Source organism: Micromonospora sp. NBS 11-29 (assembly GCF_002140155.1).
GTDB lineage: Bacteria > Actinomycetota > Actinomycetes > Mycobacteriales > Micromonosporaceae > Micromonospora.
This window is the reverse complement of record NZ_NAPR01000013.1, coordinates 360,731-386,079: the sequence shown is the minus strand read 5'-3', so window position 1 is coordinate 386,079 and position 25,349 is coordinate 360,731. Positions and strand designations below refer to the sequence as shown.

The 25,349-nt window shown below is 74.2% G+C and carries 15 protein-coding genes and 4 pseudogenes; 7 read left to right on the top strand and 12 right to left on the bottom strand.

What is annotated here, in order from left to right; all coding sequences use genetic code 11:
* Window positions 1–305 precede the first annotated feature (305 nt).
* Window positions 306–866: an NUDIX hydrolase gene (locus B1205_RS18170; protein WP_089156687.1), complete on the top strand. Its 561-nt coding sequence runs from the start codon at window positions 306–308 to the stop codon at window positions 864–866.
* A 52-nt stretch (window positions 867–918) separates the two neighbouring features.
* Here B1205_RS18170 and B1205_RS18165 read toward each other — a convergent pair whose 3' ends face one another.
* Window positions 919–2,010: a mannose-1-phosphate guanylyltransferase gene (locus tag B1205_RS18165; protein WP_089157074.1), complete on the bottom strand. Its 1,092-nt coding sequence runs from the start codon at window positions 2,008–2,010 to the stop codon at window positions 919–921.
* A gap of 53 nt (window positions 2,011–2,063) precedes the next feature.
* On the bottom strand, window positions 2,064–3,209 hold the full coding sequence (locus B1205_RS18160) for a glycosyltransferase family 4 protein (RefSeq protein ID WP_089156686.1): 1,146 nt from the start codon (window positions 3,207–3,209) through the stop codon (window positions 2,064–2,066).
* Window positions 3,210–3,359: 150 nt separating this feature from the next.
* Here B1205_RS18160 and B1205_RS18155 point away from each other — a divergent pair, with 150 nt between their 5' ends.
* Window positions 3,360–4,052: a TIGR03089 family protein gene (locus tag B1205_RS18155; protein WP_089156685.1), complete on the top strand. Its 693-nt coding sequence runs from the start codon at window positions 3,360–3,362 to the stop codon at window positions 4,050–4,052.
* A gap of 73 nt (window positions 4,053–4,125) precedes the next feature.
* Here B1205_RS18155 and B1205_RS18150 read toward each other — a convergent pair whose 3' ends face one another.
* Window positions 4,126–6,102: an acetoacetate--CoA ligase gene (locus B1205_RS18150; protein ID WP_089156684.1), complete on the bottom strand. Its 1,977-nt coding sequence runs from the start codon at window positions 6,100–6,102 to the stop codon at window positions 4,126–4,128.
* Between the two features lie 293 nt (window positions 6,103–6,395).
* Window positions 6,396–6,911 (bottom strand): acyl-CoA thioesterase, encoded by a 516-nt coding sequence (locus B1205_RS18145; RefSeq protein ID WP_089156683.1) that lies wholly within the window; start codon window positions 6,909–6,911, stop codon window positions 6,396–6,398.
* Window positions 6,912–6,934: 23 nt separating this feature from the next.
* Between B1205_RS18145 and B1205_RS31760 the strand changes: the two are divergent.
* Window positions 6,935–7,540: pseudogene (locus tag B1205_RS31760) on the top strand (hypothetical protein); the annotation flags it as partial.
* 39 nt (window positions 7,541–7,579) lie between these two features.
* On the opposite strand, the gene B1205_RS18135 reads toward B1205_RS31760, so the two are convergent.
* A complete protein-coding gene (locus B1205_RS18135) occupies window positions 7,580–8,743 on the bottom strand; it encodes an acyl-CoA dehydrogenase family protein (protein ID WP_089156682.1) in 1,164 nt (387 codons plus the stop codon).
* 246 nt (window positions 8,744–8,989) lie between these two features.
* Between B1205_RS18135 and B1205_RS18130 the strand changes: the two are divergent.
* Window positions 8,990–10,362: pseudogene (locus tag B1205_RS18130) on the top strand (UDP-glucose dehydrogenase family protein).
* A gap of 161 nt (window positions 10,363–10,523) precedes the next feature.
* Window positions 10,524–15,430 (top strand): annotated as a pseudogene (locus B1205_RS18125) (SCO7613 C-terminal domain-containing membrane protein).
* Window positions 15,431–15,866: 436 nt separating this feature from the next.
* Here B1205_RS18125 and purE read toward each other — a convergent pair.
* The 4 genes and pseudogenes from purE to B1205_RS31755 form a co-directional block, all read right to left on the bottom strand.
* Complete coding sequence (gene purE, locus B1205_RS18120; RefSeq protein WP_089156681.1) at window positions 15,867–16,358, bottom strand: 5-(carboxyamino)imidazole ribonucleotide mutase; 492 nt, start codon at window positions 16,356–16,358, stop codon at window positions 15,867–15,869.
* Window positions 16,355–17,515: a 5-(carboxyamino)imidazole ribonucleotide synthase gene (locus B1205_RS18115; RefSeq protein WP_089156680.1), complete on the bottom strand. Its 1,161-nt coding sequence runs from the start codon at window positions 17,513–17,515 to the stop codon at window positions 16,355–16,357. Before B1205_RS18115 ends, purE begins: the two co-directional genes overlap by 4 nt.
* Before the next feature lie 61 nt (window positions 17,516–17,576).
* Window positions 17,577–19,558, bottom strand: a pseudogene (locus tag B1205_RS18110) (thioredoxin domain-containing protein).
* Window positions 19,559–19,687: 129 nt separating this feature from the next.
* Window positions 19,688–19,822: a hypothetical protein gene (locus B1205_RS31755; RefSeq protein ID WP_254910024.1), complete on the bottom strand. Its 135-nt coding sequence runs from the start codon at window positions 19,820–19,822 to the stop codon at window positions 19,688–19,690.
* Window positions 19,823–19,858: 36 nt separating this feature from the next.
* On the opposite strand from B1205_RS31755, the gene B1205_RS18105 reads away from it, so the two are divergent.
* On the top strand, window positions 19,859–20,671 hold the full coding sequence (locus B1205_RS18105) for a phosphatidylinositol-specific phospholipase C domain-containing protein (RefSeq protein WP_254910023.1): 813 nt from the start codon (window positions 19,859–19,861) through the stop codon (window positions 20,669–20,671).
* Between the two features lie 45 nt (window positions 20,672–20,716).
* On the opposite strand, the gene B1205_RS18100 is transcribed toward B1205_RS18105, so the two are convergent.
* The 3 genes from B1205_RS18100 to mca form a co-directional block, all read right to left on the bottom strand.
* Window positions 20,717–23,179: a putative bifunctional diguanylate cyclase/phosphodiesterase gene (locus tag B1205_RS18100; RefSeq protein ID WP_254910069.1), complete on the bottom strand. Its 2,463-nt coding sequence runs from the start codon at window positions 23,177–23,179 to the stop codon at window positions 20,717–20,719.
* 248 nt (window positions 23,180–23,427) lie between these two features.
* The gene (locus B1205_RS18095; RefSeq protein WP_089156678.1) at window positions 23,428–23,712 is read right to left on the bottom strand and encodes a hypothetical protein; all 285 of its coding nucleotides are present in this window, start codon (window positions 23,710–23,712) and stop codon (window positions 23,428–23,430) included.
* A 48-nt stretch (window positions 23,713–23,760) separates the two neighbouring features.
* A complete protein-coding gene (mca, locus tag B1205_RS18090) occupies window positions 23,761–24,642 on the bottom strand; it encodes a mycothiol conjugate amidase Mca (protein WP_089156677.1) in 882 nt (293 codons plus the stop codon).
* Window positions 24,643–24,888: 246 nt separating this feature from the next.
* Between mca and B1205_RS18085 the strand changes: the two genes are divergently transcribed.
* On the top strand, window positions 24,889–25,314 hold the full coding sequence (locus B1205_RS18085; RefSeq protein ID WP_089156676.1) for a DUF4307 domain-containing protein: 426 nt from the start codon (window positions 24,889–24,891) through the stop codon (window positions 25,312–25,314).
* Window positions 25,315–25,349 lie beyond the last annotated feature (35 nt).

Here is a 25,349-nt window from a genome sequence, read left to right as displayed (position 1 = left end):
CAGAACGTCCTCGCTCGAGAAAATGATCTTCAGCATGGAGCACTCCCGGGCGGACGGCGGGGGTGCCCGCCACCCCTGGCACTTTACCCGCCGGTACTTATCTCCATCTTTAAGCGTCAGGTGAAAGACCTCGACGGCGGGTGGACCGGTTGGGCAGACTCTCCCTTGCCCGCCGACGCCGGGGCGCACTGTCGAACCGGTCGCCGGCTGACGGGCAGGGCCGGACGGCACCACGAGGGTCTGCGGGTTCGCCCCGCAGGGGTGCCGTCCGGCCTTCTCCGTCGGCCCGCTCGTAGAGTGTCCGGGTGTCCGACACCGCCCCCACCACGTACGCCGGCCTGCACGCCGATGCCGTCGCGGCGCTGAGCCGCTGGACGGCGACCAGCCCGACCGCGGCCGCGAACCGGGACCGGACGCTGGCGCTGCTGGCCGCCGGGCCGGTGGCGATGAGCCGGGCGCACCGGCCCGGGCACGTCACGGCCAGCGCGCTGGTGCTCGACCCGACCGGCGGCCGGGTGCTGCTCTGCCTGCACGGCAAGTTCCGCAAGTGGGTGCAGCTCGGCGGGCACTGCGAGCCGGGTGACCCGACCCTGGCGGCGGCCGCGTTGCGCGAGGCCACCGAGGAGTCCGGGATCGACGGCCTCACCTTGGTCCCGGAACCGATCGACGTGGACATCCACCCGGTCGCCTGCCAGGGCGGCTCACTGCACCACGACGTCCGCTACGCCGTGCTCGCCCCGGCGGGCGCGGTCGAACGGGTCAGCGACGAGTCCGAGGCGTTGGGCTGGTTCCCGCCGGACCGGCTGCCGGCGCCGCTGGCCGGCGGGACCGCCCGGTTGGTGGNGGCCCGCCACGCCGCCGGCTGAGACACCGCCCCGCCGGGCCACCGGCGCGGGTGGCCCGGCGGGTACGGGCGGCTCAGACCAGGCCCTCCTCGCCCCGCTCCTTGAGCTGGTCGACGATCTTCTTCACGTCCTGCGCCCGGTCGCGGGGGCAGACCAGCAGCGCGTCCGGGGTGTCCACCACGATCAGGTCGTGCACGCCGACCGTGGCGACGAGGCGGCCCGAGTGCGGGACCACCACCGTGCCGGTGGTGTCGTGCAGCAGCACGCCCGGCTTCGCGTCGCCGCCGAGCACCACGTTGCCGGCGGCGTCGGCCGCCAGCACCTCACTGAGGGTGTGGAAGTCACCGACGTCGTTCCAGCCGAAGTCGCCCGGCACGGTCGCCACCCGACCGGCGGTCGCCGCGCCTTCCATCACCGCGTAGTCCACCGAGATCTTCGGCAGTGTCGGCCAGACGGCGCCGAGCACGTCGTCCTGCTCCGGGGTGCCCCACGCCGCCGCGATCGCGGTGATCCCGGCGTGCAGCGCCGGCTGCTGGCGGGCCAGCTCGGCCAGGAAGACGTCCACCCGCCAGACGAACATGCCGGCGTTCCAGAGGTGCCGGCCGGAGTGGAGGTAGCCCTCCGCCACCTCGGCCACGGGCTTCTCCTTGAACTCGCGGACCGGGCGCAGCGGCCCGCCACCGACCGGGTCACCGGTCTCCAGGTAGCCGTAGCCGGTCTCCGGCCGGGTCGGAGTGATCCCCACCGTCATCAGCAGCCCCTGCTCGGCGCTGTGGATCGCCTGCCGCACCACCTCGGCCCAGCGGACCGGGTCGCCGATCAGGTGGTCGGCGGCGAACGCGCCCATCACCGCCTCCGGGGTCCGGCGGGCGATCACCGCGGCGGCCAGCGCGATGGCCGCGCAGGAGTCCCGCGGCGACGGCTCGACCAGGATGTTCTCGTCGGGCAGGCCAGCCAGTTGCCGGGCCACCGCCGCGGCGTGCGCGACCCCGGTGACCACCAGCGTGCGCTCCGGTGTGGTCAGCGGCGCCAACCGGTCGACCGTGGCCTGCAACAGCGAGGCGGGGGTACCGGTCAGCGGGTGGAGGAACTTGGGATGGCCGGCGCGGGACAACGGCCACAACCTTGTGCCGCTGCCGCCCGCCGGGATGACGGCGAAGAACATCAGCACATCATGCCCGAAGCGGGCGAGCCGCCAGGGCGGGTCACGCGGACCTCTCAGGGACGCGCCCGCCGCCACGCGGCGATGTGGACCTCCGCGCTGGACTCCCAGGTGAACTCCTTGGCCCGCTCGAACCCGGCCTTGGCCAGCGACAGTCGCCGCTGCTCGTCGTCGAGCAGGGCGGCCAGGTCGGTGGCGATCTGGTCCGGGTCCTCACTGGTGTACGCCACCGCGTCGCCACCCACCTCGGGCAGCGACAGGCGCGGCGTGGTGAGCACCGGCGCCGCGCACGCCATCGCCTCCAGGATCGGCAGACCGAAGCCCTCGCCGTAGGAGGGGTAGGCGGCGACCAGCGCGCCGCCGAGGAAGCCGGGCAGGTCGGCGTAGCGCAGGTAACCCGGGCGCAGCAGCCGCAGGTGCGACGGCACCTCGGCCACCGCGCGGTCGATGTCGTCGTCGTGCCCCTGGCCGCCGGCGACCACCAGCACCGGCGGGTTCGGCCGGTCGGCCACCGCCCGGGACCAGCCGCGGATCAGATTGGGTACGTTCTTGCGCGGCTCCTTCGCGCCGAGGAACGCGATGTAGCTGTTGTCGCCCAGCCCCAGCCGGGCCCGGACCCGGGCCTTCTCCTCCTCGCCCGGCGCGTGGAACGCGGCCTGGTCGACGCCGTGGTAGGCCACGTCGATCCGGGTCGGGTCGGCGTCGAGCAGCCGGATCAACTCGTCCCGGGTGGCCTTGCTCGGCACGATCACCCGGCTGGCGCGGCGCAGCGAGGTCTTGATCGCGCTGCGGAAGAACGTCCGGCGGGACTTGTCGTAGTGCTCCGGCTCGGTGAAGAACGTCGCGTCGTGCACGGTGACCGTCACCGGACATCCCGCCCGCAGCGGGCAGGTGTAGAACGGCGAGTGCAGCACCTCCGCGTTGACCTGCTGGGCCAGCAGCGGCAGGCCGGTCTGCTCCCAGGCGAGCCGCGCCGGCCGGTGCGCCACCGCCGCGGGCGCCGGGATCACCTCGGCACCCGGCAGCATCCGGGAGTAGCGCTCCAGATCGGTGCGGAGGCTCACCACGGCCAGGTCAACGCCGGAGCCGCAGAGCCGACCGAGCGCGCCGAGCAGGCCGTCGACGTATCTACCGACGCCGCCGCGATCGGCGGGGACACTCGTGGCGTCGATGAGAACGCGGGGCGGGCGACCGGCGGTCACGGGGCGACTCCTCAGATGGCACGGTTGTGGGGAACAACACTGTCGGCAAGCCTACGCCGGAGGGGTAGCCCGGCGCTGACTGCGACCCGACCGTACGCCGACTTGTCGTTGCCATCGAGTACGCACCCGGGGCGCGTATCGTTCGCCCCGATGGCCGACAACATTGCCCGGGTGTTCGCCGACGCGATCGCGCCCGATCCCTCCCGACCGTTGCTGACCTGGTACGACGACGCCACCGGTGAGCGCACCGAACTGTCCGGCGCGACGCTGGCGAACTGGGTCGCCAAGACCGCCAACCTGCTCGTGGACTCCGTCGGCGCCGCGCCCGGCGACCCGGCCGGCGTGTCGCTGCCGCCGCACTGGCAGACCGCCGCCGTGCTGCTCGGCTGCTGGTCGGCGAAACTGACCGTGGTCGACGCCCCCGGCCCGGTGGAGGTGCTGTTCGCCGCCGTCGACCGGGTCGGCGAGGCGGCCGGGTGGCCGGCCGGCGAGCGGTACGCGCTGGCGCTCGACCCGTTCGCGCTGCCGATGCGGGAGGTGCCCGCCGGCTGGGCCGATTTCGTCGCCGCCGTACGCACGCACGGTGACCACTTCACCCCGTACCCCTCGGGTGGCGCGCAAGACGCGACGCTGCTGGGCCGCGCGGTGGCCCGCGCCACGGAGCTGGGCCTGGCTTCCGGCGACCGCCTCCTGGTCGACGTGACCCGCCACCCCGACCCGGTCGACTGGCTGCTCACCCCACTGACCGCAGGCGCCAGCGTGGTCGCGTGCGCCCACCCAGACCCGCCCCGCCTGCCCTCCCGCGCCGAGACCGAAAAAACCACCCACACCCTCGCCCGCTGAGCCCCCGCGATCTTGCACTTTCGGCCCTGAGCGCGGGCGATTCACCCCTTTCGTCGGGGCGGAAAGTGCAAGATCAACGAGGGTGGGGGGCGCGGCGTCGGGCCAGGGTGGCGAAGGCCGTCAGGGACTCCGGGTTGGCCAGGGCGCCCTTGGCCGCGGCCTGGTCGACCGGGGTGCCCGTGAGGATCTTCTTGACCGGGACCTCCAGCTTCTTCGCGCTCAGGGTGCGGGGCACCGCGCGGACCTGGTGGATCTCGTCGGGAACGTGCCTCGGCGACAGGGCGGTACGCAGCTCGCGGCAGATCTTCCTCCGCAGCTCGTCGTCCAACTCCAGGCCGTCGGCGAGCACCACGAAGAGCAGCAGCTCCCCCGCGCCGCCCTCGTCGTCCTCCAGGTGCACCACCACCGAGTCGACCACCTCGTCGAGGCCCTCCACCACGGAGTAGAACTCGGCGGTGCCCAGCCGCACCCCGCCCCGGTTCAGCGTGGCGTCGGAGCGGCCGGTGATGACGCAACCGCCGCGCTCGTTCACGGTGATCCAGTCGCCGTGCCGCCACACCCCGGGATAGACCTCGAAGTACGCCTCCCGGTAGCGGGCGCCGTCCGGGTCGTTCCAGAACCCGACCGGCATGCTCGGCATTGGCTCGGTGATCACCAGCTCGCCGAGCTGGCCGATGACCGGCGAGCCGTCGGCCGAACGGGCCTCCACCTTCGCGCCCAGCGCCCGGCAGGCGATCTCACCGGCGTGCACCGGCAGCAGCGGCACCCCACCGACGAACCCGGTGCAGACATCCGTGCCGCCGGACAGCGACTGGAGCTGGAGGCGGTCACCGACGTTCTCGTACACCCAGGCGAAGCCCTCGGCCGGCAGCGGCGCGCCGGTCGAACCGAGGCCGCGTAGCGCGGACAGGTCGGCGATCTCCCGCGGCACCAGCCCGGCCTTGCGGCAGGCCAGCAGGAACGGGGCCGAGGTGCCGAAGTAGGTGGTGCCCGTCTCCGCCGCCAGCCGCCACAACGCGCCGAGATCCGGGTGGCCCGGGTTGCCGTCGAAGAGCACGATCGCCGCGCCCACCGCCGGCCCGGAGACCAGGAAGTTCCACATCATCCAGCCGGTCGTGGTGAACCACAGGAACCGGTCGGCCGGGCCCAGGTCGTGGTGCAGCGCCAGCATCTTCAGGTGCTCCAGCAGGATGCCGCCGTGGCCGTGCACGATCGGCTTCGGCAGCCCGGTGGTGCCGGAGGAGTAGAGCACGTAGAGCGGGTGGTCGAACGGCACCGGGGTGAAGGCCAGCGGCTCGTCGGTCTCCGCCGCCAACTCCGCCCAAGCGAGCGCGCCGTCGGGGGCCGGGCCGTCCGGGTCGAGGTACGCGATGGCGACGGTGTGCCGCAGCGACGGCAGCGCGGCCCGGATCGCGGCCACCTCGGCGCGCCGGTCGACCGGCTTGTCGCCGTAGCGGTAGCCGTCCACCGCGACCAGCACCGTCGGCTCGATCTGCTGCCAGCGGTCGGTGACGCTGCGGGTGCCGAACTCGGGCGCGCAGGAGGAGAAGATCGCGCCCAGGCTGGCGGTGGCGAGCAGCAGGACGTACGTCTCCGGGATGTTCGGCGCGTACGCGGCCACCCGGTCGCCCGGGCCCACGCCGAGCCGGCGCAGGCCGGCGGCCACCCGGCGGACCCGCTCGCGCAACTGCGCGGCGGTGAGCGTCTCCGGCGCGCGGGTCTGCCCGTACGCGACCACCGCCGGGTCGTCGTCGCCGAGCCCCGGCATGCGCAGCACGTTCTGGGCGTAGTTGAGCGTCGCGCCGGGGAACCAGCGGGCACCGGGCATCACCCGGTCGCCGAGCGTGGCGGTCGGCGGGGTGTGCGCCACCACCTGGAAGTAGTCCCAGATCGAGCGCCAGAACGCGTCCAGGTCGGTGACCGACCACTGCCAGAGCGCGTCGTAGTCGGCGAACTCCAGCCCCCGGTGCTCGGCCAGCCAGCGCAGGTAGTCACCGATCCGGGACCGCTCGCGCACGTCGGCCGGCGGCGTCCACAGCACGTCACCCACTGTTCCACCCTCCCCTGAGGCCCGGCACGACACTGTGCATGGGCCGTGGCGCCATCTTGCCCTACCTTTCCGCACCAGCCCCCGCCTACGGGGCGTGCCCACCCCACACCCCCCACCCCCCCGCGCATGTGGGTGGAGTGCAAGGAGGGGGCCCCGCTTAACGCATTCTGCATAGGCGGGGGCCCCGCTTAACACCGCACGACGGCGCGGCGGCGGCGCGACGGCGCAGCCGGCTTGTTAAGCGGGGCCCCTTCCTCTACCAAAGGCGTTAAGCGGGGCCCCCGCCTTACACCTCAGGCGGCGCGGTGGGCCTGGATGGCGCGGCGGCGGGCGAGGCGGTGGGCGCGGCGGATCTCCGCCTCCCGGAAGCGGCGCTCGTCGTCGGGCGTCTCGGGCAGCACCGGGCGGACCGGGCGGGGCGCACCGCCGACGTCCACCCCGACGAAAACCAGGTACGCGGTGGCGACCCGAACCGGCTCGTCCTCGGCCGAGTCCCAGCGTTCGGCGACCACCCGCACCCCGACCTCCATCGAGGTGTTGCCGGTCCAGTTGACCTGGGCGTGGGCGTGCACCAGGTCGCCCACCCGGACCGGCTCGGAGAAGACGATCTCGTCGATGGAGGCGGTGACCGCGGTGCCGCCGCTGTGCCGGGCCGCCGCCGCGCCGGCCACGTCGTCGACGAACTTCATCAGCACCCCACCGTGCACGGTCCCGTACAGATTGACATCGACGGCGGTCATGATGCGACTGAGCGTGACGCGGGAGTACGAGGTCGGCTTACCCGGCGGGACCGCGGGATGATCTGTCATGCCGGAAACGGTACGGTGCGCGGATGCGACATCTCTGGAGCTTCCTCGCCGGGTTGGTGGTGGCACCGGTCACCTGGGTGCTCGTCACCCTCGGTCAGGACGGATCTGGGCGGACCGTGAACCGCTGGGTGGAGATCGGCACGTACAGCACACCCAACCTGATCGAGCCGGCCGTCTACCTCGGCGTCGCCGGCGTCCTGCTCGGCCTGCTCGGCACGCTGCGTTTCTCGCCGCTCGGCCCGCTCGTGGCGGGCCTGCTGCTGGTGGCACCGTACGTCGGGCTGTTCGTCGCGCCGTTCACCGTGCGGGACCGGGTCCCCGACGACCTGAGGCTGCTCGGTGACCCGCTGCCGCTGCGCCAGCCGCTGGACAACGGCACGCTGTTCCTCATCGGCATGCTGTTGCTGATGGCGGTGTTCAGCGCGGGGCGGTGGCGGCGTCGACCCGTGCCGCCGGCGGACGGGGCGGAGCCGACCCCGCCCGTCGCACCGGCCGAGCCGGAGCCCACCCTCACCGACTGGTCGGGGCCGGCGCGGGACCCGGACACGGCCCCGCTCACGCTGGCCTACCCGGACACCCCCACCGAACCGCTGCCCCGCCGCGTCGGCGGCGAGTCGCCGTGGNGGGCGGGCCGGGAGTACCGGCCCGCCCGCCGGAACGGCTACCGATCAGCCCTTCAGCAGCTGACGGGCCATGACGATGCGCTGGACCTGGTTCGTGCCCTCGTAGATCTGGGTGATCTTGGCGTCCCGCATCATCCGCTCGACCGGGTAGTCGCGGGTGTAGCCGTAGCCGCCGAGCAGCTGCACCGCGTCGGTGGTGATCTCCATGGCGGCGTCCGAGGCGAAGCACTTGGCGGCCGCGCCGAAGTAGGTCAGATCCGCGTCGCCCCGCTCGGACTTGCCGGCGGCGGCGTACGTGAGCTGCCGGGCCGCCTCCAGCTTCATGCCCATGTCGGCGAGCATGAACTGGATGCCCTGGAACTCGGCGACCGGCTTGCCGAACTGCTTGCGCTCCCGGACGTAGCCCTTGGCGTAGTCCAGTGCCCCCTGGGCGATGCCGATCGCCTGGGCGGCGATGGTGACCCGGGTGTGGTCGAGGGTCTTCATAGCGGTGGCGAAGCCGGTGCCCTCGGCGCCGATCATGCGGTCGGCCGGGATCCGGACGTTGTCGAGGTAGACCTCGCGGGTCGGCGAGCCCTTGACGCCGAGCTTCTTCTCCGGGGCGCCGAAGCTCACGCCGGGGTCGGACTTCTCCACCACGAACGCCGAGATGCCCTTCGAGCGCGCTGTGGGGTCGGTCACCGCGAAGACCGTGTAGTACTCGGAGACGCCCGCGTTGGTGATCCACCGCTTCACGCCGTCGAGCACCCAGTGGTCGCCGTCACGTACCGCCCTGGTGGTCATCGAGGCCGCGTCGCTGCCCGCCTCCGGCTCGGAGAGGCAGTACGAGAACATCGCCTCGCCGGCCGCCACCGGGGTGAGGTACTTCCGCTTCAGCTCCTCGGAGCCGGCCAGCAGCAGCGGCATGGTGCCCAGCTTGTTCACCGCCGGGATCAGCGAGGACGAGGCGCAGGCCCGGGCCACCTCCTCGATCACGATTGCCGTGGCCAGCGCGTCCGCGCCGGCGCCGCCGTACTCGACGGGGACGTGCGGGGCGTGGAAGTCGGCCGCCCGCAGGGCGTCGTAGGACGCCTTGGGGAATTCGCCGGTCTCGTCCGCCTCGGCGGCGTGCGGCGCCACCTTCGCCGCACAGACCTCACGGACCGCCTCCCGGATCGCCTCGTGCTCCTCCGGCAACCGGTAGACGTCGAACGACTGCTCTGCGGCCATGTCGGCCCTCCCCTTTCACCGCTAAGATGCGCAGTCTGTGCCGCCCGAAGGCCGCCGACTGCCGCAGACTGAAGAATAGCCACCGGCTACGTCCGAACCCTACCGACGGGTAGGCTCGCGCCCGAGTGTCGTCGCCCCGACGCCACTACCCTCACACCAGAATCAGTCCCCCTCGGTGCCCGGCCCAGGCGCCCCAGCAGATTGCGACGCGAGGATGCGCCGCCAGTGCGAGCGGAGAAGACAGGCGTGACGATCCCGTACCCGAACTCCCAGCCGACGCCCGCCATCGCCGCGGTGACCCCGCCGTCCGGCGCGGCCCGGCCCCGGGTGACCTTCCTCGGCACCGGCTACCTCGGTGCGACGTACGCCATCTGCTACGCCGAGCTGGGCTACGAGGTGCTCGGCTTCGACGTCGACGCGGACAAGATCGCCAAGCTGAACGCCGGCGAGGTGCCGATCCACGAGCCGGGCCTGGACGAGCTGCTCCGGCGCAACCTGGCCGCCGGCCGGCTGCGGTTCAGCACCGACATCCAGGAGACCGCCGACTTCGGCGACGTGCACTTCATCTGCGTCGGCACCCCGCAGCGGGCCGACGGCATGGGCGCCGACCTGTCGTACGTCGAGGCGTCGGTGACCGCGCTGGCGCAGCACCTGACCCGCAAGGCGCTGATTGTCGGCAAGTCGACGGTACCGGTGGGCACCGCCGAGTGGGTGGAGCAGTTGGTCGGCAAGCACACCCCGACCGACCTCGGGGTCGAGGTGGCGTGGAGCCCGGAGTTCCTCCAGGAGGGCTTCGCCGTCGACGACGTGCTGCGCCCCAACCGGATCGTGGTCGGCGTCAAGAGCGAGTGGGCCAACGGCATGCTCTTCGCCGCCCACAAGGGCGTGTTCGACCTGGCCGCCACCGAGGACCGCGAGGTGCCCCTGGTGGTCACCGACTTCGCCACCGCCGAGCTGGTCAAGGTCGCCGCGAACGCGTTCCTGGCCACCAAGATCTCCTTCATCAACGCGATGGCCGAGGTCTGCGAGGCCGCCGGCGGCGACGTCACCCAGCTCGCCCGCTCGATCGGGTACGACCCGCGTATCGGCAACCGGTTCCTCCANCCCGCGCCCAGGAGCTGGGGGCCGGCGAGGCGCTGCGTTTCCTGCACGAGGTCGACCTGATCAACCTGCGCCGGCGTACCCGGGTGGTGCAGCTCGCCGCCGAGCTGCTCAGCCGCCGCTCCGGCCCCGCCGGTCCGGACCTCTCCGGCACCCGGATCGCGGTGCTGGGCGCGACCTTCAAGCCCAACACCGACGACGTACGCGACGCCCCGGCCCTCGCGGTGGCCGCGTTGCTCGGCAAGGCCGGCGCCGACGTGCACGTCTTCGATCCGCAGGGGATGGAGAACGCGCGCCGCGCGGTGCCCGACCTGACCTACGAGGAGAGCATGACCGAGGCCGTCCGCGGCGCCGACCTGGTCTGCGTGCTCACCGAGTGGGCCGAGTTCCGCAACGCCGACCCGGTCGCGCTGGGCGAGTTGGCCACCGGCCGCAAGGTCGTGGACGGACGCAACTGCCTCGACTCGACACTGTGGACGCAGGCCGGCTGGGAGTACCGCGGCCTGGGCCGCCCCTGACCGATCGACGCCGGGCCGACCGGCCAGGAAGCTGCTTCCCGGCCGGTCGGCCCTTTTTGTGGCTCGGAACGCGCCGACAGATGTCGAAATCCCGGCCCGGTCAAGGCATGCTGCCTCTGGGAGGTCCACAGTGCGGGGGCACGGGCGGACGGGAGACTGTCGTGGAGAGCTTCAAGTGCGCCTCGTGCGGGCGTGAGATCAAGCCTGCCGCGGTCTGCCCGCACTGCGGCGCGCAGCAGCCGCAATGGTCCGGCCACCTGGCCGACATCGAGCGCTCCATCGCCGAGATGAAGGCCCGCGACGCCGAGATCGCCCGCGAGCAGCGGCAGATCGCCGCCAAGATGCAGGCGGCCCTGTTCCAGCGCGACATCCTGGCGCACGCCGGCGAGGAGCGGATCAAGCAGGCCACCCGGCCCCGCCGGGTGCTGCGCCGGCGTCCGGGGCGTCGGCCGCCCACGGCCACCACCGGCGCACCGCCGCGCGTGCCCCGGCAGGGCACCCCGCCGCCCGCCCCGGACGACCCGCCCCCGTCGCCGCCCCGAGGTCGCCCGNGCAGAACATCCCGCTCGGGCTGGGCGCGCTGGTGCTCGGCGTCGCGGCGGTGGTCTTCGCGGCGGTCGCGACCAGCTCGATCGACGCGCTGGCCCGGCTCGGCGTGCTGTTGGTCGCGACCGTGCTGATGCTGCTCGCCCCGCCGGTGCTGGCCCGCCGCGGGCTGACCTCGACCGCCGAGACCGTCGCCGCGGTCGGGTTGCTGCTGGTGCCGCTGGCCGGGTACGCGGTCTGGGCCGTCGACCGGATCGGTGGTGGCACCTCGGGCGCCGCGTTCGCCGGGTCGATCTTCCTGGTCACCGCCGTGGTCGCGGTCGGGTACGCGTACGCCACCGGGCTGCGCGCGCCCCGCTTCGCCACCGTACTGGCCGCCCAGCCGGTGCTGCCGCTGCTGGCCTACGAGCGGGTCACCGGGACGGCCGGCTGGGCGCTGCTGCTCACCGTGGTGGCCGTGCTGGACCTGGCGCTGGTCCGCTCGGCGGTGATGCTGGAGCGGCCGGTTCGGGCGGACGTGCCGCCCGCCGCGCCGGCGCCCGTACCCCCGCACCGCCGCGCCGACGACGACCGGCCCGAGTCGGCGCCGGAGGAGGCCACCGAGGTCCTCGACGGCGAGCCGCTCACCGGGCGGGCCGCCGACGCGCCGACCCGCCCGGTGCCGGGGCTGCGCGAGCTGACCTGGCTGCTGCACGGCGCGGCGGTCGTCGTCGCGCTGGCGTTCGCGGTCACCGCCCTACTGCGCGCCGCCACGGTGGGGGCCGCCGCCGGCGCCGGGACGGTGCTGCTGCTGGCCGCGCTGACCGCCATGGCCGGCACGCTGCTGCTGCGTCGACCGCCGCTGCCCGACGTGGGTGCCGCGATCCTCACCCTCGCGGTCATCGGCGCGCTCGGCCGGGTCGCCTCGGTGGCCCTGCCCGGCCGGTCCCTGCTGCTGATCGCCGCGATCATCGCGCTCGTCGGGCTCGCCGTCCGGACCGTACCGGAGACGGCCCGCCGGGGTCCGCAGCTGGCCGCCGCGGTGGCGCTCACCGCCGCCGGCCTGGTGGTCGCCGTCGGCGCGCTGCGCGCCGGGCTGGCCCCGGTGCGGGCGGCGCTGCCCGCCTGGTCTGCCGACCTCGACGGCTGGCACGCCGAACTCGCCCGGGCGGTCGGTTCGACCGGCTGGCAGCTCGCCGCCAGCGCCCTGCTGCTCACCGTCGCCGCCGCGGTGGCGCTGCCGACCGCGATCCGGCGCGAGTTCGCGGTGGTCGCCGCCGCGCTGACCGCGCTCGCCGTGCCGGCCTCGCTCGGTCTGGGCTGGGCCGCCGCCTGCTGGCCGATGCTGCTGACCGCCGTCGCCGTCGGAGCGCTCGGGCTCACCGCCGGCACCGAACGCGCGGCCGTGGTGCACACGGCGACCGCCACCGGGCTGGGCCTGCTCGGTGCCGGGGCGGCGCTCGCCCGGCCGGCGCTCACCGCCGCCGCGCTGACCCTGCTCTTCCTGGGCGGGGCACTGGTCTCGCTGGCGCCGCGGGTCCGCATCGCCGCCGCCGCGTCGGACACGGTCTGCGCCTGGGCGGCCGGCGGCGCGGCGCTCGCCCTGCCCGGCGCGGTGGCCGCGTTCGTCGCCGCCACCGTGCCGACCCCACCGGTGCCCACCCCGGCCAACCTGCGCGAGATCACCGTCCCGATCCTGGCCGCGAGCTTCCTCGGCGTCTGCGTGACGCTCGCCTACGCGGCCCTGGTCCAGGTGGCGCAGCGGCACCTGAGCGTGCCGCACGCGCTCGGCACGGTGCTCGGCGCGCTGGCCGTGGCCGCCGCCGCGTTCCGCGCGCCCGGCGCCACCTCCGCGGACGCCTGGGTCGGTGGCCTGCTGCTGATCGCCGCCGCGCTGCTGGCGTTGGCCCCACGGATCGACGCCGGGCGCCGGGCCGACCTGTCCTTCGACGGTTCGGACCTGGCCCTGGCCGCCGCCACGGTCGCGCTGGTCGCCACGCTGGCCCGGATCGTCGCCGTGCTCGCCCCGGGCGGTCAGCTCATGGTGGGTGCCGCGCTGGTGCTGGTGGTGGCGGTCGCCGCCCGGGCACTGCCTGCGGAGTGGCGGCGCGGCCCGATCCTCGGCATCGCGGCCGGCGGCACCCTGATCGGCCTGATCGCCGCGTGGAGCGCGCTGCGCGGCGGCGTCGGTGTGCTGGCCACCCCCGGCCCGATCTGGGCCGGCGACCTGAGCGGCTGGCCGGCCGCGCCCACCGGCGGGGACACCTGGCAGGCACCCGTCGCGTTGGCGCTGCTGGCGGTCACCGCCGCCATCCTGCTGCCGCCACCCTGGAAGTACGACGTCTCCGGCGTGGCCGCGGTGCTCGCCACCGTGGGCGTACCGGCCGCGTTCGACCTGCCCTGGTGGTCGCCGGTGCTGGTCGGCGCCATGGTGGCCACGGTCTACGGCATGGCGGCCGTCGCCGCGGCGGAGCCACGGGCCGCGCTGTCCCGGGCCACCGTGGCCGGCGTGGTGGCGCTGCACGCGGCCGGGGCCGGGCTGGTCCGGCCGTGGACGACCGCGCTGGCGCTGGGCAGCATCGCGCTGATCGGGGTGACGGTGGCCGCGCTCGCCCGGTTCTTCGCGCCGTCGCTGGTCGACGACGTCCGGTCCGAGGGGATGCCGCCGCACCTGGTCCAGGTGGGCGGTGCCGCCGCCGGGGCGGCCCTGTTCGCCCTGCCCGGCGCGGTGGCCGCCTTCGCGGCCGAGTTCGACCGTCCCGCGCAGGTGGTGCTGACCGCCGCGCTGGCCGCCGCCAGCATCGGCCTGGCCGTGGTGGGTGCGGTCCGCCGGCAGGTGCCGCAATACCTTCCGTACGCGAGCGTGGCGGTCGTCGCTGGGGGCACCGTCACCGCTGCCGCCGCTCTGCTCGTGCACCTGCCCGCCGGGGTGTTCGCCGCTGCCGCCGCGCTGCTCGGCGTGCTCGCCGAACTGATCCGGGCGGCCACCGTCCCGCCGGCCGGTTCGGCCCGGCCGGTGCGTCGCTGGTCGGTGCTGTTCAACGGCGCGCTGCGCCGGGTGCCGGGCGATCCCACGGAACTGCGCTGGCGGGTCAGCCCGGCCGCCGGGGCGCTGGCCGCGGCGGCGCTGCCCACCGCGTTGGCACTGGTGACCCTCGCCGCGCCGCTGGCGGTGGCGCTGTTCTCGACGTTCGCCGTGCTCGGTCGGGTGTGGCAGGGACCGCCACCGGAGCTGCTCACCCCGCCGCCGGAGGCCGTGGACCCCACCCATGTGCTGACCGCGCTGCTGCTCACCGCGACCGCGGCACTGGCCGCGACCGGGTTCAGCGGCGGTCGCCGGTCCCGGGCGGTGCCGGTGGTCCTACCCGGTGCGGCGGTCACGCTGCTGATCACGCCGGTGGCGCTCGGCCAGGGCTGGCCGGTGACCGCGCTGTCCGGGCTGGTCGTGTTCACCATCTCGATGCTGGGACTGGCGCTGACTCCGCCGCCGGCGCCGGCCGAGCCGGGCCGGTCGATCCGGGTCGCCCGGGTGCTGGTCTTCGCCATCGGGCTGGCCGCCGGCGGCGCCGGGTTGGCCGGGAGCCTCGCCACCCGCGACCTGACCCTGATCACCCTGGGTGGTGCGGTCGGCGTGGGTACGGTCGCCGCGCTCTTCGGCACCACCCAGCGGGCGCGCATCCTCGGCTGGCTGTTCGGCTCGCTGATGGCCCAGCTCTTCGTGCTGACGCTGGGCCTGGTGGCCGGCCTGGCGGCGGTCTGGTCGGCGTTCGGGGTGCTCATGGTGGGTGCGGTGTTGCAGGTCTTCGCCGCCACCCTGCCCCGGCTGCGCCGGCCGGAGGCGTACCGGGAGGCGGCCACCGTCGAGTGGAGCGGGTACGGGGCGGCGCTCATCGCGCTGGCGCTGGCGTTCGACTCGCCCCGGCACATCGCCGCGTTGCTGGCTGCCTGGGGCGCTGTCCTCGGGGTGGCGGCCAGCCGCCCGGGACGCCGTCCGGTGGAGCGGAACCTGCTGTTCTGGGCGGTGGTCGCCTGCGAGATCACCGCCTGGTGGATCCTGATGCGGGTGGCCGACGTGGCCCTGCCCGAGGCGTACACGTTGCCGTTCGCGGCGCTGGCCCTGCTGGTCGGCGTGCTGCAACTACGCCACCGGCCGGACCTGTCGAGCTGGGTGGCGTACGGGCCGGCCCTGGTCGCCGCGTTCCTGCCCACGCTCGCGATCGTGCTGGCCACCGACTCCAGCGTGCTGCGTCAGGTGCTGCTCCTGCTCGGCGCCGTGGCCGTGCTGATCTTCGGCACGACGAGCCGGCAGCAGGCACCGGTGATCGTGGGCGCGACGGTGACCGCGGTGGCCGCGGTGCACGCGCTGTTCAGCCTCGGCCCGTGGCTGGTGCTGATCCCGGTCGGCATCGTCCTGCTGGTCCTCGGTGCGAGCAACGAGCGCCGCCGCCGGGCACAGGAGCGCCTGCAGACCGCGCTGCGCGGGATGCGNGCCGACCGCTGGACACCGACCGCTAGCCGCCGACCGCTAGCCGCTGACCGCTAGCCGCCGCCGACCAGGCAGACGACGGGCGGCGGGCGCGCGACGGCGGTGGGCACACCGCGGCAGCACGACGGCCGCACACCGGCGGCGGCCGAACCGCGGCGGGCGCACGACGGCGGCGGACGGGCGGCGGACGGGCGGGCGGCGGCGACCACACCCTCGGCCCATCCATCGATCACACTCCGTATCGGATGGGCGGACAGGACCCACCTGCCTGTTTCGCCTTTGCTCTGCAGCCACCGGCGCAGCAGTCACTCGGCGTGACCTGGGACCGTCGAGCCGAGGTCCCAGCGCAGAAATGGAAGCGCAGGTCAACGCGGTGTTGCGCGAATGGCTGCAGAGCAAAGGGGGCGACAGGCGAACAGCGCTCCCGCCGCCGGGGATCACGATCAGTGACAACGAAAGAGGCAACACGAAGCGTGAGCGGAGGGGCTTGTCGTCAGGCCAGCGAGGCCCGCAGCGCGGCTTCCTTCTCGGCGACCAGGTCCTCCAGGCTCGCCTGGTAGGCGGCCATCCGATCGCGCAGCGCCGGGTCCGAGGCGCCCAGGATGCGGACGGCGAGCAGGCCGGCGTTGCGGGCGTTGCCGATCGACACCGTGGCGACCGGCACGCCCGCCGGCATCTGCACGATGGAGAGCAGCGAGTCCATTCCGTCCAGGTACTTCAGCGGCACCGGCACGCCGATTACCGGCAGCGGGGTGACCGAGGCGACCATGCCGGGCAGGTGGGCCGCGCCGCCCGCCCCCGCGATGATCACTCGGACGCCACGTCCGGCGGCTTCCCGCCCGTACTCGATCATCTTGAGCGGGGTGCGGTGCGCCGAGACCACGCCGACCTCGTGCGGCACGCCGAACTCGTCCAGCGCCTCGGCGGCGGCCCGCATGGTCGGCCAGTCCGAGTCGCTGCCCATGATCAACCCGACCGTACTCATGCGCGTCCCTCCTGGAGCCAGCGGGCGGCACGCGCCGCCCGGGCCCGTACGTCGGCCAGGTCGCTCCCGAGCACGGTGACGTGCCCGATCTTGCGGCCCGGACGCACCTGCTTGCCGTAGAGGTGGACCTTGGCGCCGGGCTCGGCGGCGAAGAGGTGGTGCAGCCGCTCGTCGATCGACATCCCGCCCGACTCCCCGCCGAGCACGTTCGCCATCACCACGACCGGCGCGGTGAGCGAGGTGTCCCCCATCGGATAGTCGAGCACCGCCCGCAGGTGCTGCTCGAACTGCGAGGTGCGGGCACCCTCGATGGTCCAGTGCCCCGAGTTGTGCGGACGCATGGCCAGCTCGTTCACCACCAGGCCGGCGGCCGTGTCGAACAACTCGACCGCGAGCAGCCCGACCACGCCGAGCGCGGTGGCCAGGTCGATGGCGAGCTGCTGCGCGGCGACCGCCTGCTCCTCGGGCAGGTCGGGCGCGGGCGCCAGCACCTCGACGCAGATGCCGTCGCGCTGCACGGTTTCCACCACCGGGTACGCGGCGACCTGCCCGAACGGCGACCGGGCCACCTGCACGGCCAACTCCCGGCGCAGCGCCACCCGCTCCTCGACCAGCAGCGGCGTGCCGCCGTCGAGCAACGTCGCGGCCAGCTCGGCGGCCTGGTCGGCGTCGTCCACCAGCCAGACGCCCCGGCCGTCGTAACCGCCCCGGGCCGCTTTGAGCACCACCGGCCAGCCGATCTCCTCGCCGAACGCGACCAGGTCGGCTGCGGACTCCACCGGACGCCAGGCCGGGTTCGGCGCGCCCAACTCGCCGAGGCGCTCCCGCATCACCCGCTTGTCCTGCGCGTGCACCAGCGCATCGGCCGGCGGGAACAGCTTCACGCCCTCGTCGGCCAGCGCGCGGATGTGCCCGTTCGGGACGTGCTCGTGGTCGAAGGTGACCACGTCGCAGCCCTTCGCGAAGGTGCGCAGCGCGGCCAGGTCGGTGTGGTCGCCGTACTGGACGTCGGCGGCGACAAGCGCCGCGCCGTCGTCCGGAGCGAGCGCCAGCACGCGCAACGACTGGCCGAGGGCGATGGCGGCCTGGTGGGTCATCCGGGCGAGCTGGCCGCCACCCACCATGCCCGCGACGGGGAGACCGGTACGGGAGTCCATAGCGCCGCCAGCCTATCCGGGCCGGTGGCGGGCCCGGCCGCGAGGGCGGCCCGTCCCACGCTCAGCCGAGCTGGGCCACCAGCTCGTCGACCGAGGTCACCGGCCGCTGACACACGAAACCCCGGCAGACGTACGCGGTGGGTCGCCCGTCGACCAGCGGCCGGCCCGCGAGCAGCGGGACGCCGGGCTGATCCGGGGCCCCGGCGACCACCACCGCGCCGGGCGGGGCGTGCCGGTGGGCGGCGGCCACCAGCGGATCAGCCGCCGGGTCGTCGGTCGCCACCGCGATCTCGTACGGCCCGGAGAGCAGCGCCTCCCCGACCGTGGCGGCGTAGCCGGTGAACCGGGCGTGCCGGTGGACGATCGGCGCGACCGTCGACAGCGTGGCCTCGGCGGCCTCCCGGTAGCGGGTCTCCCCGCTCAACGCCGCGTACGCGACGAGCGCCGCGACGATCGCCGAACGGCCGGACGGGGTCGCGTTGTCGGTCGGGTCGGCGGGACGGGTGACCAGCCGTTCGGCGTCGTCGGCGGTGTCGTAGAAGCCACCGTCCGGCCCCGCGAACCGGGCCAGCGCCACGTCGAGCAGCTCACCGGCCAGGGTCAGCCACCGCCCCTCGCCGGTGAGCTGGTGCAGCGCGCAGAACGCCTCCGCCACGCAGCCGTAGTCCTCCAGGACCCCGGCCGGCTCGCCGACCACCCCGTCCCGGGACACCCGGCGTAGCCGGCCGTCCACCAGGTGCACGGCGGCCAGGTGCTCGGCGGCCTCGCGCATGGCCCCGTCGGCGACGATGACCACACCCTCCATCAGGTTCGCGTCCTCCTCCTGCGGGGACGCGTAGAGCGCGGCGACCTGCTGGAACTCCGCGAGGGCGGTGATCGCCAGCCCGTTCCAGGCGGCCACCACCTTGTCGTCGCGGGCCGGCTGGGGGCGGGTGTCCCGGGCGGTGAGCAGCCGGCCCACCACCTCCCGCCAGCGGGCCCGCACCGCCGGGTCGGCGTCGTCGACGTCCCGGGCGAGCTTCAGCACGCTGGCACCCTCTTCGAAGGTGCCGGACTCGGTGACGGTGAACAGGTCGGCGGCGAAACGGCCGTCGTCCTCCCCCAGCACCTCGACGAGCTGGGCCGGCGTCCAGACGTAGGTGAGCCCTTCGACGCCCTCGGTGTCGGCGTCCAGCGCGGACGCGAAGCCCTCGCCGGGCCGGTGCAGTTCGTCGGCGAGGAACCGGGCGGTGTCCCGGGCCACGCGGCGGGCCAGCCGGTCGCCGGTGAGCCGCCAGAGCTGGGTGTAGACGCGCAGCAGCAGCGCGTTGTCGTAGAGCATCTTCTCGAAGTGCGGCACGGTCCAGTGGCCGTCGACGGAATAGCGGGCGAAGCCGCCGGCGAGCTGGTCGTTCAGGCCGCCCCGGGCCATCGCCTCGGCGGTGTGCCGGACGATCTCCAGGCTCCGCGTCGAACCGGTCCGCCGGTGGTGGCGGAGCAGGAAGAGCAGGTTCATGTGCGGCGGGAACTTCGGCGCGCCGCCGAAGCCGCCGTTCGTCTCGTCGTACTCCCGGGCGAGCTGGNCTGGGCGCCGCCGATCGCCTCGACCACGGCGGCGCCCTGGCGCAGCACCGCCTCACGCTGGTCGCGCCAGGCGGCGGCGACCGAGCCGAGGAGGCGGACGAAGTTCGCCCGGGGGAAGTAGGTGCCGCAGAAGAACGGGGTGCCGTCCGGGGTGGCGAAGACCGTCATCGGCCAGCCGCCCTGGCCGGTCATCGCCTGGGTGGCGGTCATGTAGACGGCGTCGACGTCGGGGCGCTCCTCGCGGTCGACCTTCACGCAGACGAAGTCGTCGTTCATCAACCGGGCCACGGCCTCGTTCTCGAACGACTCGTGGGCCATCACATGGCACCAGTGGCAGGCGGCGTAGCCGACGGAGATGAGCACCGGCACGTCGCGCCGTTTCGCCTCGGCGAACGCCTCGTCGCACCAGGGCCACCAGTCGACCGGGTTGTCGGCGTGCTGGAGCAGGTAGGGCGAGGTGGCCCTGGCGAGTCGATTCACCACCCGACCCTATCCGCCGGGCCGGGACGCCGCCGCCGGACCGACCCGAGTCACGGTCCGTCCTTCCCCTATTCACCTTTGTCTATTTGAATCGGCGTATGACCGGCGTCGCCCACCGCCGGCACGGCCCTAGGAGACGGTCATGCGCAGACTCGCCGCCCTGCTCACCCTCGCCGCCCTCACCGGCTCCACGCTGACCCCCGGCGCCGCGTCCGCCGCGGTGCCGCCGGAGACCCGCTGGTCCGCCACCACCGGCGTCGGCATCCACAACACGTACGAGCNCTGGACGTCTGGCCCGACGTGCTCACCCGGCAGTGGCGGGTCAGCCACAGCAACCCGCTCGGCAACGACAACAACTGCGTGGCCGCCACCAGCGCCGCCGAGCTCTACACCGGCACGCGGAACAAGAACCTGGAACACTGCCTGGACGACATCCGGCTCTGGCTGGGCGCGCACCCCGACGCCGGCCCGCTGATCCTCAAGCTGGAGCTGAAGACCGGCTTCAGCAGCCGTACCGGGCAGGGGCCGGCGCAACTCGACGCGGTGCTCGCGGCGCGGCTCGGCGACCGGGTGTTCCGCCCGGCCGACCTGCTCGGCGGCCATGCCAGCCTGGACGCCGCCGCCCGCGCGGACGCCTGGCCCACCCGGGCGCAGCTCGCCGGCAAGGTGATCGTGGAGCTGATCCCCGGCACCGTCGAGGAGGGCAACCCGACCGACACGCTCTGGACCGACGTCGAGTACGCCCGCCACCTGGCCGGGCTGGCGGCAGCCGGCACGCTGGGCACCGCCCGGGCGTTCCCGGCCGTGCACCGGGCCCAGGCCGCTGACCCCCGCACCCGGTACGCCGACGCGGCGTTGCGCCCCTGGTTCGTGCTCTTCGACGGCGACGCCTCCGCGTACGTCACCGGCGGCATCGACACCGCCTGGTACGACACCAACCACTACCTGCTGGTGACGACCGACGCGCAGAACGTCCCGCCGGCCGTCGGCGACGCGGACGCCGACGCGGCGGCGGCCCGGGTCGCCCAGTTGGCCCGGGCGCACGCCAGCATCGCCTCGGCCGACTGGTCGACGCTGCCGACCGTCCTCGACGACGTACTGCCCCGCGGCTGAGCCGCGTCTCCGCGCCGTCGGTGGTCCCGGCGGCGCGGTGTCGGGTCAGGACGCGCCGTCGGCGCGCAGCGGGAAGACGTTGCCCCGGGCGGTGTCGCGCAGCGAGCCGAGCACCGCGCCGATCTTGTCCGCCGGCATCGGCTTGAAGAAGTGGTAACCCTGGGCGGCCGTGCAGCCCAGCTCGGCCAGCGCGGTGCGCTGCTCGGCGGTCTCCACGCCCTCCGCCACCACCCGCAGGCCCAGTTCGTGGGCGAGCCCGACGGTGGTCCGGACGATCGCCGCCGCCTCCGGCGAGTCGGCCATCCGGATCACGAAGGAGCGGTCCACCTTCAGCTCGTCCACGGCGATGCGGGTGAGGAACGTCAACGAGGAGAAGCCGGTGCCGAAGTCGTCCACGGCGAGTTGCACGCCCATCGACCGCAGCGTCGCCAGCACCTCGTCGATGACCTCCAGCTCGCTCATCACCACCGTCTCGGTGATCTCCAGGACCAGCCGGTGCGGCGGGACCTGGTGCCGGCGCAGCGCCTCCCCGATCTCGGCGGGCAGCCGCGGGTCGAGCAGGCTACGCGCCGACAGGTTCACCGAGATCGGAATGTCCAGCCCCTCCCGGTCCCACTCGGCGGCCACCGCCAGCGCCTTGTCCAACACGTAGCGGGTGAAACTGCCGAGCTGCTCGCTGTTCTCCACCGGGCGGATGAACTCGGCCGGGCCGAGCCAGCCCCGGCGCGGGTGCCGCCACCGGATCAACGCCTCCACCCCGGTCGGCGCGCCGGTGGCCAGGTCGACCGCCGGTTGCAACGCCAGCACGAGCTGGTCGTCGGTGGCCAGGGCCTCCCGCAGCTCCGCGAGCAACGCCAGGTGGTCGGTGCTCGCCGCGTCCCGGGAACTGTCGTACGCGGCGACGCTGCCGCCGATCTCCTTCGCCTGGTACATGGCGATGTCGGCCCGGCGCAGCAGTTCGGTCAGGTCGGCGACGCCCGCGTCGGCCACCACCACGCCGACCGCCACCTCGACGGACATCCGCACCCCGGCCACCTCGGTCGGCGCGGCGAGCCGCTCGGCCACCTCCCGGGCCTGACGCAGCGCGTACGCCAGCGGGGCGGTCCGGTCCTCGACCACCGGGACCGAGGTCAGCAGCAGCGCGAACTCGTCCCCGCCGAGCCGCCCGAGCAGGTCACCCGGCCGGGTCAGCGCGGCGAGCCGGTCTGCGGTGAGCCGCAGGAGCTGGTCGCCGGCCGAGTGCCCGAGGGTGTCGTTGACCTCCTTGAACTGGTTCACGTCCAGCAGCAGCAGAGCCACCGGATGGTCGTGGGGGCGCTGCCGCAGCGCCTGGTCGCCCTGGGCCAGCAGCGCCGCCCGGTTGAGCAGCCCGGTGAGCTGGTCGTGCACCGCGTCGTACGACGAGCGGGCGGTGACCAGCCGCAGCTCGTGGTGGGTCGCGGCGTCGTGCAGGGCAGCGGCCAGGGCGTCGGAGAAGGCGGCCACGCCGTCGCGTTCCCGGGCGCTGGGTGGGGCGGAGCGGGCGAACCGCACCCGCAGCCGGCCCACCTCGGTGGCGCCCACGGTGAGCCGCCGGATCAGCTCGTGCTCGGCCGTACCGGCGCAGGCGTGCGGCTCCACATCCCGGTCCCGCACCTGCCCGCCGAGGTCGGCCCGGTAGCGGCGCCAGCGCCCGTCACCGCGCGCCACGTCGACCTCGACCAGTTCCGCTCCGAACAGGGTCAGTGCGCCGGTCACCGCGGCGGTCGCCACGCCGCGTTCGTCGAGCTGGTTGAGCGCGGCGGTGGCCTCGGCGAAGGCCCGCCAGGTCCGCCGCTCCGCATCGGCCCGGAGCCGGTGCCGGTAGGTCTGCTGCAACAGCCACAGCGGCGGCGGCAGGAGCAGCAGCCAGCGCGGGTCGAGTTCCAGCAACGTGACGACCACCAGGCCGACCGCGACGTTGCCGACGAACATGAGCAGCTTGCCGCGGAGCGCGGCGAGCAGCGTCGGCCCGACCGGGATGCCGTGTCGCAGCGCGAGGGTGGCTGCGCCCAGCCAGGCGGTGGTGAGCAGGTAGGTCACCGCGCCGGCGCTCAACGCGAGGGCCAGCTCGGGGGTGGGCGCGGCGAGCAGCGGCCGGCCGAGGGCGCTCGCGACGGCCGCGGCCAGCGTGGTGGCGGCCGTGAGCGAGGAGGCGATGCGGACCAGTTCCAGCACCGGTCGGCGGTCGGCCATCAGCGACATCGCCGTCCAGGCGGTGCCGACGCCGAGCAGCGCCGCGGCGGGCAGCCAGCCGGCGGGTGCCAGCCAGAGGCAGACGACGAGCGCGGCTTCGCCCCAGGTGATGCTGACCATGCCGGCCGCGGTGCGGAAACGCAGCCGGGCGAGTTGGGCCACGGCGAACGCGACCGCGGCGAGGCCGAACCGGGCCGGCGCGGGCAGCGCGTCGTCCGCCGGCAGATGCGTCGGGACGGCGAGGCCGAGTGCCGCCGCCACGAGCGCGGTGACGGCGACCGCGGCGGTCAGCAGGACGACGCCCCGCGGTGTCCCGCGTAGGCCGAGCCGGTCGGGGGGACGGTCGGCCGGCTCGGACGTCACGGACCCGCTCCGTCGAGGTGTGGGACCGGGGCACGGTGGGGGCCCGCTGCTGCCTCCGACATCGGCGCCCCCTTCCGCGCAGGGTCCGGGGCCTGATGGCCCCCCCGGCGGAAGGCTAAGCCAAAGCCGGTGGCCGCAACAGGGGTCGACGGCCGGCTCGGGCGTGATTCATGCGGTGTTCAGCCGTTCCGGCGCTGCTGGGGGCCGGTGGGAGTGTTCGTGGGTGAATCCTGCGCGGCGGGCCCGTCTGTCGGATCGACGACTGCCGCGTCGACCCGGCCCGGCTCGCCGTGCTGCGGGAACCGGTCGGGCAGTCGGCGCAGCCGGGCGTTCATGTTGCGGATGAGCAGAACGGTGACGGTGGCCAGCGCGACGATCATAAGCAGGCCCATCGGACCGGCCAGACCACCCGTGCGGGTGTCACCGAAGTTGTTCTCCGCGAGCACCTGGACGGTGGTCAGCATGGTGTTCCTCCGATGTGCGGCTGACGACCAGGGTAGCTCTCGGGGATGTCAGCCGGCACGGCACGTCTCGCGCACACCGGCGAAGAGATCGGACTCGGGGAGCGGGCTGTCCACCAGCGACCGGGCGAGTTGGAAGTCCTCCGTGGGCCAGGCCCGCTGCTGGAGATCCATCGGCACCTGGAACCAGAAGCCGTCCGGGTCGATCTGGGTGGCGTGGGCCCGCAGCGCGTCGTCGCGGACCGGGAAGTAGGCGGCGCAGTCGACCCGGGTGGTGATGCGCTCCCCCTTGTCGGGACGCTCCTCCCAGCGCTTCATCCACTCGCCGTAGGGCGACTCGAGGCCGGCGGCGAGCATCGCCTCGTGCAGGCCCAGGATCTTGGCGCGGGAGAAGCCCACGTCGTAGTAGAGCTTCAGCGGCTGCCACGGCTCGCCCAGCTCCGGGTGACGCTCCGGGTCACCGGCCGCCTCGAACGCCGCCACGGTGATCTTGTGGGTCATGATGTGGTCGGGGTGCGGGTAGCCGCCCTCCTCGTCGTACGTGGTGACCACGTGCGGGCGGAACTGCCGCATCAGTCGCACCAGCGGGGCGGCGGCGGCCTCCACCTCCTGCAGGGCGAAGCAGCCCTCCGGCAGCGGCGGCAACGGATCACCCTCGGGCAGCCCGGAGTCGACGAAGCCCAGCCATGCCTGCTCGACGCCGAGAATGGCGCGGGCCGCGTCCATCTCGGCCCGGCGGATGTCGCCGATGTTCGCCCACACGTCGGGGCGGTCCATCTTGGGGTTCAGCACGCTGCCCCGCTCGCCGCCGGTGGCGGTGACGACCAGCACGTCCACCCCCTCGGCGACGTATTTCGCCATGGTGGCGGCACCCTTGCTCGACTCGTCGTCGGGATGGGCGTGCACCGCCATGAGACGCAGCTTCTCTGCCACCTTCGGCGCTCCTCGTCTGTGCCCGTCGACCGACCCTGCCCGGGTCGACCGGCTGGCCTGCCGGAATCTCCCCCCGCACCCGCGAAAGCCCCCGTGCTGGCCGGTCGGGACCGCCCCACCGGGTGACCGGGGTCACCCGGGCCGGTCGAGGCCGACCTGCCATCCTTGGCTCAGCGCCGGACTGGGAAGATGGACCCTGCCATTCTTGCCGATGCCGCCGACAACGACGCCAGGAGATACCCGCCGGTGAGCGAGACGCACACCACAGTCGCACCGATCTTCCCACCCGGCCGGTACGGCCGCCGCCGGGAGCCGGGGCGCCGTCGGCCGGTCCTGCTCGCCCTGACGGTGACGGTCCTGCTGGCCGTCCTCGGGCTGGCCGCCACGAAGCTCTACCAGCAGTACGGCGACCCCGACTACCGGGGCGAGATGATCAGCTACACCGGGATCACCGACTCCCGGGTGGTGGTCGACTTCCGGGTCACCGTGCCGTCCGGCGGCTCCGCCACCTGCCTGCTGCGGGCCCGCTCGCACGACGGCGCCGAGGTGGGGCACGCCGAGGTCACGGTGACCGCCGAGCCGGGCCAGCGACACGTCCGTTCCCGCCAGGAGGTGCCGACCACCGCCCGACCGTTCATCGGCGAGGTGCTGCGCTGCCGACCGGCCGGCTGAGCCGGAACGCCGGCGCGCCGCCGGCACGCGTACCC